The organism is Microcystis sp. LSC13-02, from assembly GCA_002282935.1.
Classification (GTDB): Bacteria; Cyanobacteriota; Cyanobacteriia; order Cyanobacteriales; family Microcystaceae; genus Microcystis.
Genome location: MTBT01000069.1, coordinates 1 through 11,782 on the forward strand (window position 1 = coordinate 1; position 11,782 = coordinate 11,782).

An 11,782-nucleotide genomic window follows, 5' to 3' on the forward strand; every position below is an offset into this window, starting at 1 on the left:
GTCCGCCCACTTGGTTTTCGAGACGGTCTTTTTAAGACTAACGTAAAGCCAACCTAGAACGGCGGGGTTTCCCACCCAAAATTTTCGATGAATTATGAATTATGAAGGAGTGGGAAGTGGGAAAGTGGGGAAGTGGGGAAGTGGGGAAGTGGGGAAGTGGGGAAGTGGGGAAGTGGGGAAGTGGAGAGGTGGGGAAGTGGGGAAGTGGGGGAATTTCAACTAAAACCCTAACACCCCCGCAACGCGCACGCAGTGACCACCCTAACACCCTAACACCCCAAAACCCCCCGCAACGCACACGCAGTGACCACCCTATCTCCTGACTCGGAGAATACTGACTCCTAACTCCTAACCCCAGGAAAAACTTTTTCAGCAAACCCTAACTAGCAATTAATTGCCGATTGCTATAAGAGAAATCGAGAGTCAGAAGTTAAATCTTAGGGCCAAATAGCTGCTAAATCTAACTCCCCACTCTCGATTTTAGGGATTATTTATGCTTCGTAGGGAGTGACACCAGAGAACTTAATTGTCGCTGGTTCGGGGTTTTTGCCGATATTGCGGTCTTTTTTGCCGAAAAATTCACGACCGGCGTTAACTTTTTCGGGGAAGACACCATCAGCAGGGTGGAGATATTGCACTTCACCACTGGGGTAAATCCGATAGATTTTGTAATCTTCGATTTTGGGCTTAAATTTCGTCCGCAATTGGGTACCAAGAGCGAGCGCCTGTTCTTTGCGGGCCAAATAGAGGAGATTTTCGCCTTCGTTCATGATAGCGGCGCCACCGGTGGGCATTTCAAAGACTTGTTCTTTGCTGCTTGTCCAGGTGATGGCGTATTTTTCTTCCAGATCGGCTTTGGCGAGTAAACCGCCCGTGCTGCCACCGAACTTAGGAGCTTTTCCAGAAAGTTCTGTCATAGGGTTTTGTTCTCTCTACAAAAATAAAGAAAAGGGGTTTTAGGGAATCCTATCACTGACACCCCCTCTCTCTAGTAGTCTTGTCAAGAACTGTAACATTATTTTGTACTAGACTATAGAACTAGGATTTACCGAAAAAGTTTTTCGTGGAGGCAGGGTGTGGGGTGTGGGGTGTGGGGTTTTACCCATTTTCAGGGAAAAAGTGCCTAAATTTTCCCCCCGATCACTGCAAGGACTGGCACTTTTTGATTTTAAAAAAGCCTAAAGATATTATCCCACAAGGTTTTTAGATTTATTCAGCCAGATAGAACTAAGCTCTTGGCCGATCGCCAACTTGCCCAGGAATCGGCCGCCACTTTAATCGATCGCCCGTCGGGAAATTTGCCAACTTAAAAAAATTACCGGAATTAATCCCACTAAGACAATGGCCAGGGCCGGCGCCGCCGCTTCCACTAAACGTTCATCACTGGCGTATTGATAAACGCGCACCGCTAGGGTATCAAAATTAAAAGGTCTTAAGACCAAAGTAGCCGGTAATTCCTTCATCACATCGACAAAAACTAACATAGCCGCCGTCAATAATCCCCCCGACAAAAGAGGAATATGCACTTTAATTAAAGTGGCACCAGTGCCATAGCCAAGGCTGCGGGAAGCATCATCTAAACTAGGTTTAATTTTACTTAAACTCGATTCTAACGTGGAGAAAGCTACGGCTAAAAACCGGACAATATAGGCAAAAATCAGACAGAAAATCGTGCCGCTCAGAATTAAATTGATATTTAATCCTTGATTTAAAAAGTTATCTAATTTGCCGATAGGAATTAAAACCCCCACGGCAATAACAATGCCGGGGATAGCATAACCAGCGGCCGCAATCCGCACAGAACTCTTAATAGTTTTATTCTGATTAAGTCTTTCCCCGTAGGCGAGAATTAAAGCTAAAACTACCGCAATAATTGCGCTTAAACTAGCCAGAAAAAAACTGTTTAACGATAAACTAAGAAAGTCATTATTAAAAGTTTCTTGGGCATGATTAAAGGCTAGATAGGCCAGATAGAAAGCAGGGGCGATAAAACCAAGAAATACTGGTAAAAAACAGGCGATCATTGCCAAGAAACTACGAACAAATCCTAGTTCGTACTTAGTCGGTGACTGGAAACGATTGGTCATTTCATAGTAACGAGCTTGACGACGGGAGGATTGTTCGAGGAAAACTAAAACGAGAATAAATACCATTAAAACTGTGGATAACTGCCCCGCTGCTATGCGATCGCCCATACCGAACCAAGTATTATAAATCCCCGTGGTAAAAGCATTAATTCCGAAATACTGCACCGTACCAAAATCGTTAAGAGTTTCCATTAAAGCTAGGGCTAATCCCGCCATAATTGCCGGTCTTGCTAGGGGTAAAGCGACAGTAAAAAAACTGCGCCAAGGATTACATCCCAAGGAGCGACTTGCCTCCACTGTGCAGACAGATTGTTCTAAAAAACCCACCCTTGCTAACAGATAAACGTAGGGATAAAGGACAAGAATTAACATCAGAATCCCCCCCCAGAGAGAACGGATACTAGGAAACCAATAATCCTCGACACTATTCCAACCGAAAACACTTCTTAAGAACGTCTGCACCGGACCAAAATAGTCCATCATATTGGTATAAGTATAGGCCAAGAGATAGGCGGGAGCAGCAAGGGGTAGTAATAATAACCATTGAAATTGTTGACAACCGGGAAATTGACACATGGTTGTTAACCAAGCTGTGCCGACACCGATGATTAAAACGCCGCTGCCCACCCCGCACATTAACCAAAAAGAATTAACTAGATAATCCCAGAGAACAGTTTCGATCAGATGTTGCCAGACTTGACTGGAATTAGTTAATAAACTACTGGCAACCGATAAAATCGGCAGGGACACAAGCAGGGCAATTAGTAAAACCGCAATTGTCCATCCCTGTCTAAAAAAAGAGCGAGATTTTTTCAGAAAAAACATTTTTAATAAGATTGTTAAAGCAATTTTTAAGGTGGGGGCAAATCCTAGGGACTGATAGAATAAAAAATGTCCGTGAGCGTTGTAGCTGTGACATACCCGACGATCTGACCAGAATCGATCGCCTGAAATAGTCGTTCTGCATCTTGGAAAAATAGCTCTCTCTGCAATAGAAAATCTAGAAGAACATTAGTATCAATTAAAACTCTCACTAAAGATATTTCTCCACCCGACGATCTTCCAACATGGCAGCTACTTCTTGGTCGGTTGGTGCAAGTTGGTCTGTTTTGAGTAAGCCACGCATCCGTTGAATTGCACCAGAACGATCAGGTCTAGCAATTGGGGTCTTCTGCAAGGACTCAATAATGGCGCTAACCAGATCAAGTCGATCGCTCGGTGATAGCTTAACCGCTTCTTCCTTTAGGTCTTGCAGTAACATAGACATTGCTTGGGGCTGAATATTCTGGAATTTATTAAAAATAATTATAACCTTGATTTATGATCAGGGCTGTAGGGCTATCTTGGACAGCCTGTAAATCTCCATTGTTAGTTCTTTGGTGACATCTCTAAATCCTTCAACTGGCTCTCTTAGCATTGCCAAGTCAAAATCAGACATAGAGACTCTATTACCCTCTGCTGCTTCTAATCTAGCTTGGAATGCAAGAAAAAGATCACTGCGGTTTAACTTGTCAACTTCTTCTTGCATGGCCTGAATTTCTTCTTCAACTTTATGCTGAATAGAAACATTTGCCTCTTGAATGAACTCTCTGACCTTCAAGTATGATTACTCGCTTGCATAACTAGGAGATGCTCCCTATAGATTTTAGTATAACTCATTTTCTGTGAGCATAACTAGGAGATGCTCTAGAGCGCCCTTGATCGAGGAAAATTAGTTAATCAATAGGCCTAGTTCATTGGCTCCTAAAAATTAGGATTTCTGTAACAGTTTGCGGTAGTCAAACACGCGAATGAGAGTCCCTTTTTGGGGTAAATCGGCGGCACGAATCCGTAATTTATTGTCCTCGATTAAACGGATATTTTTATCCTTGACCAACTTGAGAAACTCATCTACAGACACCAATTCACAGGCATTTTTATCGGCGGCACTGGTAAAGTATTGAGTTGGTATAGCAATGCGCGGCTGTAAAACTTCGATCGCCTGTTTTGCTTCTTGGGGATTATAATTTTTTGGACCACCTCCCACGGGAATAAAAGCTAAATCCGGCGAACCTAAGAGAATTCTTTGTTCTAATTCAAGCGGGGCTGCTGCCCCCCCTAAATGGACAATGCTAATGCCCGCTTGGGTCCAACGCCAGGCCACATTCATACCGAAACGTTGCCCACCCATGCGATCGTGGGCGATACTAATGCCCTGTAATTTTAATTTACCCAGATCATAGGCCCCCGGCTCAAACAAAATTTTCGGATTACCGGGTAAACCCTCGGCAGCCCCTTCATCCCACAGTTGACTACTAATTAAAACGATATCTGCTTCTACTTTTGGCAAAGGAAAACCCGCCGTACAACCAATTGCCCGGAAGGGATTAACTAGGACTCTTTGCCCTCCTCCGGTAAATAAAAAGCAACTATGACCCAACCATTGAACTAGGAGGGAATTATCGGGTTTTTGGGGGGAAGTGGGGTTAGTGGGTTTCGGTTTAGTTTCTGCTAAAACTGAGCTTACTGCCACGGTTAAGAAACTTGCCCCCGCCGATAAGATAAAATCTCGCCTTTTCATAAATGTAGATACAGAATTAATCAAGTTAAGGTTAATTTCAGGGGTTGGGGATTAGTAAACACTAGATGGATCGGAGAAAGTTTCTTAAAAGTTCCTTGCCGGCAGTGGTTAAAATACTTTCGGGATGAAATTGTACTCCTTGAATGTGGGGGTAATCCCGATGACGGACTCCCATGACCGTGCCATCTTCTACCCAGGCCGTGATCTCTAAATTATCCGGCATGGTGGAGCGCTCGATCACTAAACTATGGTAACGGGTGGCAGTAAAAGGATTTTCTAAGCCTTGAAATACCCCTTCATTGTTGTGATAGATTGGGGAAGTTTTGCCGTGCATCAAGACTGGGGCCGAGACCACATCCCCTCCGAATACCTGACCGATACTTTGATGACCGAGACAGACCCCCAAGATTGGCATATAGGGGCTAAATTTGGCGATTAATTCCAGAGATATGCCCGCATCGACCGGACGACCTGGACCGGGGGAAATGACAATTCCATCCGGCCGCATTTGTTCGATCGTGGCCAGATCGATTTTATCATTACGATAGACCTCGATCGGCACGGCGATCGGGAACTCGGAGGCTAATTCTCCCAAATACTGGACTAAATTGTAGGTAAAACTATCATAGTTATCGATGACGATTATCAAGAGTTCCTCTCCTTTCTCTGGCCTCGCTCAGTATTTTTATTCTACATCCCTGCTGTCTCGATCGAGACAGCAGCGCCATAGGAGGTAAGCTATTTTTGAGCAGTCAGCTAGAATCTGCCCGGAATTGCTAATTACAGCCTAAACTATCTCTGGTGGCCACTCCCGTGACCGGATTAATCCCATCGGCCCGTTCACACATTAACTTGACCTGATAGCTATCAATTACCGCGTTAGTGAAATCGGCCCCGATAAATCGGCCTCTTCTAGGTTAGCTCCCCGCATCGCGGCAGCTGCGAAAACTCCTCCGCGCAAATCCTGATGGGAAAAATCCCGATCTTGCAGCTGGGCAAAACTATAGTTAATCGTTTTATCTTGGGCCAAAGCCACCGGACGGGCCGCAAAAAGTAGCCAAAGAATCGCCAGCAAAATAATTAAAACCAGACTGAAAAAATTTTTCAACATTGTTACTGTTGAGCGTTGAAAAACTGGGCCGCATCATCACCCACCCGAATAGTTAGGTCTGAGTCTAAAGCACCAGTGGAGGATGATTCTACTTTACCGATTCCCAATTGATTTTTCAAGAGGTTAGCGGAATGAATATCACCTTTTTGAGCAATAATTGCCGTGGTTTCTAGCTTTTGGGAGGAGTCATCGCTAATATAAACATTTGTATAGCCCTGTTTGGCCAGATAATCACGAGTACGACGGGCTAAACCTTTGGTATGGGTGGCATTTTGAATGGCAATCCGCAGACTATAAACGGAGGTTTCTCTCCGCGAATAGTTATCGGTAAAATTATTAGCCACAATGGTTCTAATTTCGCGACGGTTCAAAATCCAATAACTGCGACCATCGTATTCCTCGAGGCTATTAAACCGGCCGGGGAGTAGGATCATTCTTAAGTCATCCCGTTTAATTTCCCGGCCAAAATTAGCGATAGCCAGCATTTCCTCGACGGTTAAATTCGTATCGATATATTGTTGTAAAACCTGTACTGCTTTCGGGAGACTGGGGAGAATTGTCGGACTAAAAATCTTTTGTTGTAGTGCTTTTAATAAAATTTGTTGTCTTTGTACGCGACCGATATCGCCGTATTGCGGGTTACGAAAACGGGCAAATTGTTCGGCTTGGTCGCCGTTGAGATTTTGCCAACCCTCTTGTAAATCAATTTCTAATTTTTGGGTGACATCTTTATGATACATTCGTTCGGGTACATAAACTTCTACACCCCCGACTAAATCGACTAATTCCTTAAAGGCATCGGTAGTCACCCGCACATAGCGATCAACGGTGACATCCCCTAAAGTATTACTGACCACTTCCGCCGCTAGAGTAGGTCCGCCGTGAACATTGGCATCGTTGATTTTAGTGAAACCATGGCCGGGGATTCTGACGCGGCTATCGCGAGGGATAGACAACATTCTCACGGTTTTATCCGTAGGATCGAAGCGGACTAGGAGCATGGTATCGCTGCGACCTTTAAATACATCGTCGCTGTTTTTGGCATCTAAAACTCGATCGATGCCCATAACTAAAATATTAACAGGACGAGAAAGCTGCTGGTTAATTAAGCTATTCCAAGCTTGAGCCTCAAGGATGTCTGTTTGGTTGGGAAAAGTCGTTTTTTGGAAGATAGCCCCAATTGGTGCGGGTAAGGGACTAATTAAAGCGACGGCAGCCCCAACAGTGGCGGAAACTAGGGCGGTAAAACTGAGGGTTATTCCCCAAAATAAGCCCTTTTGCAGGGGAGATGCTTTTTTTAAACCGGACATGACTGAACTGACCACCGTGACGGTATTTTCTGAGTTTTGGCTGTATTCCTGCTTTTCAAACCGCCCCGAAACATTGGCCATGGACTAACCTCAACATCTGATTAAAAGCTTACTTTAGGATGTGACTGCTGATCCATAGAATCTATCTCTAGCGCAAAAGTTCCAGATCTTGGTCACTCCCCTCTCGCCGGCTATTGTAACATATTGTTAAGGAACTGGCTATAATAGACCTCTTGTAAAAACCCAAAATTGTTGTTAGGGTTAGGAGTCAGTAGTCAGAAGAATTAAAGATGAATAATAAGCCATTAAATAGTCTATTTACAGATTTTATGCCATTTAATCCTTATTTTTGCGGTTTTTGAAGCCTGAAAAGTTAATTATGCAAGAGGTTTAATAATTTTTCAGGGATTCGGTTCGGTTATAGATTAAGCTGCCCGCACATTTAAATTGGTTGTTGAGATAAGGCAAGAGGTAACAGGCAAGAGTTAACAGCAAAGGGATTGGGGGAGATTGAGTTAATCTAAGGATAGGCGGTTAAAATGCGTCTTAGATTATCTTTGTGGCCAAGAATTAAGAGAGGTGGAAACTTGAAGATGACAGAACTAAGGTTATTCTCCTTATTTATTTTCTGATTCAATCCTCGATTTTATACCTTAGCTTTTGGCTAGTAATGCAGTTTTTTCTGTCAATATACTTCTGATCTATTTTTTATGAAAATCATCTCTCTTACCCCATCATTCACCCAGGAATATCTCTGTATAAGAGACTTAAATCTCTACAATTCTCCCAGTTGTCAAGAGTTAGCGACCCAAGCACAACAGGGAAGACAATTAAAATTTATTTCCCTAGAAATTACCGAAAAAGGGCTACAAATTCAGCTAAGGGAAGATAATTATTTAGCTTGGTTATGCGGAGAAGATTTAGATGCAATTGCGGTGGCCACCACAGCTTATCAAAAAATTCCTTTAAGTCGTTCGGACATAGAAAAATATATTCCTGAGATTATCACTTTTACTCAGGAAGCAAGGAACCGTACCAATCATTATCTCTGGGGTGGAACCCTTGCACCTAATTACGATTGTTCAGGATTAATCCAGGCCGCTTTTGCCACTTTTGGCATTTGGTTGCCGAGGGATTCCTATCAACAGGAGGCTTTTTGTCAAAAAATAAACCGAGAGGAATTACTCCCAGGAGATTTAATTTTTTTTGGTGATAAAAGAGTTAATCATGTGGCGTTATATCTAGGGAATAATCAATATATCCACAGTTCAGGAAAAGAAACAGGTAACAATGGTATCGCTATAAATCTACTCACTGATGATAGGGATAGCGTCAGTCGTCATTATTATCAAAAATTATGGAGTTTCGGTCGAGTTATGCACAATTAATCAGTTATTAGTTATCAGTTATCAGTTATCAGTTATCAGTTATCAGTTATCAGTTATCAGTTATCAGATGTGGGTTCACTGTTTACTGTTTACTCTCCCCCATAGGTAATTATGTCAGAAAACATCTCCCTAAGCAGTCTATCAATTCGTCGTCACATAGGAGTATTGATGTTAACTATAGCAGTTATCATCATCGGTCTTTTTTTTCTAAATCGTTTACAAGTAGATTTGCTTCCTTCTATCACTTATCCCCGCATTAGTTTAAGGATGAATGTACCTGGAGTTTCCCCGGAAGTTATTCTCGAAGAAGTAACTAAACCCCTAGAAGAAGGAATGAGTGCCACCGAGGGAGTAGTACAAGTTTATTCAGAAACTCGCGAGGGAAGGATGCGAGTAGATTTATTTTTTCAACCGGGGGGAGATTTAAATGTCGCTTTAAATGAAGCTACCGAAAGTTTTAATCGTGTCCGACAAAATTTACCCGATATTATTGAGGAACCGCGCTTAAACAAATTTGAACCCTCTCGTTTACCCGTCTATGAATTCGCTCTCGTTTCTGATACCCTACCCCTAAAAGATTTAAGATTATTTGCCGATGAAGAATTAGGGAGAGAATTAGGATTTGTGGGAGGAGTGGCAGTGGTGGACGTGATTGGGGGAGTTAGAGAAGAAATTCAAGTTAATATTGACCTGCAGCGATTACAATCTTTAGGAGTGGGATTAAATCAGGTTTTAGACACCCTAAAAAGACGCAATCAGGACATCTCTGGGGGCCGACTACAGGGAGAAACCGGGGAACCTTTAACCCGCGCGGTGGGGAAATTTAAAAACGTAGCGGACATTCAAGATTTAGCGCTGACCGATAGTAATAATCCCGAAGAAAAAATCTATCTGCGGGATGTGGCCAGAGTTATCGATGGGACAGAAGAACAAAGAATTTTTGTCACCCTAAATGGAAAAAATGCCGTGCGGGTTAGCGTCCAAAAACAACCGAATGCGAACACGATTGCTGTGGTAGAAGGGGTCAAAAAACGCATTACAGAATTAAAAAAATCCGGGTTAATTCCAGAGGGGATGCAAGTCGTCCCCACTACCGATGAGTCTGTATTTATCCAAAACGCGGTTAATAACGTGGTTTCGTCGGGACTAGCGGGGACAATTCTAGCAGGATTGACTGTATTCGTCTTTCTCGGTTCTCTGCGACAGACTTTTATCATTACCCTAGCGATTCCTCTTTCTACCCTCGTCGCAATTATCTGTATGAAGTTATTCGGGTTATCGATAAATGTGTTTAGTTTGGGAGGATTGGCCCTAGGGGTGGGTATCGTGGTGGATAATTCCATTGTCATGCTGGAAAATATTGCCCTCAAAGTTAATCAAAACCAAAATAAGCGAGATTTTTTAGAAATTGCCCGTAATAGCAGCCAAGAGGTAGAATCTGCTTTATTGGCCTCCACTGCGACTAATCTCGTCTCTATCCTGCCATTTTTACTACTGGGTGGTTTTATTTCCCTGCTGTTTAACGAGATTATCCTCACTATCAGTTTTGCTGTGGCCGCTTCTCTCCTCTGTGCGTTAACCGTTGTTCCCATGTTGGCCAGTCGTTTGTTAAATATGCGGGTTTCTAGTGGTATCCATCGGTTTTGGCTCTTAAGAGTCTTTAGTCAACGTCTAGAAGGTTTAACCATTCTCTACGGTCGTTTTTTAGCTAAAATCATCCTCTACAGAATACCTGTTATCCTGCTGGCCTTTTTAATTTTAGGGGGAAGTAGTTTTTATCTCTGGCAATATATCCCCCAAGAAGTCTTTAGTCGTATTCAAACTGGACAGGTGAACGTTTTTGCCCAATTTCCCCCCGGTACCAATTTAAATACTAACCGTCAGGTCATGCGGGAAGTAGAAAAGATTTTATTATCACAACCGGAAACTGAGTATGTTTTTACTACCAGTGGCGGTTCTCTTTTTGGCACAACTACCAATGAAAATATTTTGCGCGCTTCTAGTACGATTAATCTCAAAAAAGGCACTAATACAGAAGCATATATCGAACGCATGAGCAAAGCACTAGAGCAATTAAACCTCGTTAACGTGCGTTTGCGTCTCACCCCTGGTCAAGTGCGCGGTATTATTCTTAATAACTCTCCCTCCGTCGGTGCCGATGTGGATGTGATGTTACAGGGACGCGATGGGAAAACTCTAGAGCAAGCTGGTGAAGAAATCCTCAGTATTCTCGATGAAAAAGTCCCTAGTGCGCGTTTTCGTGCCGATGCTGACCCCAGACAACCAGAAATCCAGATTAAACCCGATTGGACGCGCTTAAATAGTTTGGGATTGAGTACCCTGGAAGTGGGACAAACGCTACGGACCGCTATTCAAGGATCGATACCCACCCAACTGCAACGGGGAGATAGATTAATCGATATCCGGGTGCAATTGGACCCCAACTTGCGGCAAAAAATTAGTGACTTATCACAAATACCTATCTTTGTCAATAGGCAAGAAGATTTAAAATTAGCAGATATTGCCCGGATTGAAGCGGGAAAAACCCCCGGGGTCATCCAGAGAATCAATCAGCGTCAAGTTTTTATTATTATCGGCAGTTTAGTCGAGGGTGCGAAATTAAGTGACGCACTCGTGGGGGTACAATCGGTTTTAAATTCCACTCCCTTACCCGATGGTATCAGCATTTTACCCAGTGCTGCCGCCACGTCTAATCAAGAAATTCAGGGTTCTTTGGGTTTATTAGCGGGTTTATCGGTATTTTTAGTCTTTGTGGTCATGGCCGTGCAGTATAACTCGCTCATAGACCCTTTGGTGATTATGTTAACCGTTCCTTTAGCCCTAGCGGGGGGAATTTTTGGACTATATTTGACCAAAACCCCGATTAATGCCATTGTCATCGTCGGGGTGGTTTTATTGGTGGGCATTGTGGTTAATAACGGGATTATTATGGTGGAATTAGCGAATCAATTGCGGCAAGAATTCGGTTTTACTCGACTACAAGCCATTTTAAAGGCCGCTCCCCAACGTTTACGACCAATTTTAATGACTACCGTGACCACGGTTTTAGGTTTATTTCCCCTCGCTTTAGGATTGGGAGAGGGGGGAGAATTTCTGCAACCTTTAGGAATTGTCGTTTTTTCGGGTTTGTCTTTAGCAACGCTGTTAACTCTGTTTATTATTCCCTGTTTTTACGTTTTATTCTCCAGAAAATAATCCCCTTCCACAGTGGGGTGTGGGGAAGTGGGGAAGTGGGGAAGTGGGGAAGTGGGGAAGTGGGGAAGTGGGGAAGTGGGGAAGTGGGGAAGTGGGGAAGTGGGGGAATT

10 protein-coding genes and 1 pseudogene are annotated in these 11,782 nt (G+C 43.3%); 2 read left to right on the plus strand and 9 right to left on the minus strand.

The genetic code is table 11. The features are described from left to right. Positions 1 to 491: 491 nt before the first annotated feature. The 9 genes and pseudogenes from BGL89_RS04205 to BGL89_RS04245 form a co-directional block, all read right to left on the minus strand. On the minus strand, positions 492 to 917 hold the full coding sequence (locus BGL89_RS04205) for a photosystem I reaction center subunit II PsaD (RefSeq protein WP_286824595.1): 426 nt from the start codon (positions 915 to 917) through the stop codon (positions 492 to 494). 357 nt (positions 918 to 1,274) lie between these two features. Further along, on the minus strand, positions 1,275 to 2,912 hold the full coding sequence (locus BGL89_RS04210) for an ABC transporter permease (protein WP_286824596.1): 1,638 nt from the start codon (positions 2,910 to 2,912) through the stop codon (positions 1,275 to 1,277). A 44-nt stretch (positions 2,913 to 2,956) separates the two neighbouring features. Next, entirely contained in the window at positions 2,957 to 3,121 is a 165-nt protein-coding gene (locus BGL89_RS04215; RefSeq protein WP_286824597.1) for a PIN domain-containing protein, read from the minus strand. Then, complete coding sequence (locus tag BGL89_RS04220) at positions 3,121 to 3,348, minus strand: hypothetical protein (protein WP_158199070.1); 228 nt, start codon at positions 3,346 to 3,348, stop codon at positions 3,121 to 3,123. Before BGL89_RS04220 ends, BGL89_RS04215 begins: the two co-directional genes overlap by 1 nt. A 63-nt stretch (positions 3,349 to 3,411) precedes the next feature. After that, entirely contained in the window at positions 3,412 to 3,687 is a 276-nt protein-coding gene (locus tag BGL89_RS04225) for a hypothetical protein (RefSeq protein ID WP_286824598.1), read from the minus strand. A gap of 150 nt (positions 3,688 to 3,837) precedes the next feature. Further along, positions 3,838 to 4,647, minus strand: a complete 810-nt coding sequence (locus BGL89_RS04230; protein ID WP_286824599.1) for an MBL fold metallo-hydrolase — start codon at positions 4,645 to 4,647, stop codon at positions 3,838 to 3,840. Positions 4,648 to 4,708: 61 nt separating this feature from the next. Next, the gene (locus BGL89_RS04235; RefSeq protein WP_286824600.1) at positions 4,709 to 5,296 is read right to left on the minus strand and encodes an anthranilate synthase component II; all 588 of its coding nucleotides are present in this window, start codon (positions 5,294 to 5,296) and stop codon (positions 4,709 to 4,711) included. 127 nt (positions 5,297 to 5,423) lie between these two features. After that, positions 5,424 to 5,758 (minus strand): annotated as a pseudogene (locus tag BGL89_RS04240) (pentapeptide repeat-containing protein). 2 nt (positions 5,759 to 5,760) lie between these two features. Continuing rightward, positions 5,761 to 7,149, minus strand: coding sequence for an LCP family protein (locus BGL89_RS04245; RefSeq protein ID WP_286824602.1), 1,389 nt, complete (start codon positions 7,147 to 7,149; stop codon positions 5,761 to 5,763). Between the two features lie 629 nt (positions 7,150 to 7,778). Here BGL89_RS04245 and BGL89_RS04250 point away from each other — a divergent pair. Next, positions 7,779 to 8,456, plus strand: coding sequence for a C40 family peptidase (locus BGL89_RS04250; RefSeq protein WP_286824604.1), 678 nt, complete (start codon positions 7,779 to 7,781; stop codon positions 8,454 to 8,456). A 111-nt stretch (positions 8,457 to 8,567) separates the two neighbouring features. After that, positions 8,568 to 11,672 carry an efflux RND transporter permease subunit gene (locus tag BGL89_RS04255; protein WP_286824605.1) on the plus strand — a complete coding sequence of 1,035 codons (3,105 nt, stop codon included), beginning with the start codon at positions 8,568 to 8,570 and terminating at the stop codon, positions 11,670 to 11,672. The last annotated feature ends 110 nt before the right edge of the window (positions 11,673 to 11,782 follow it).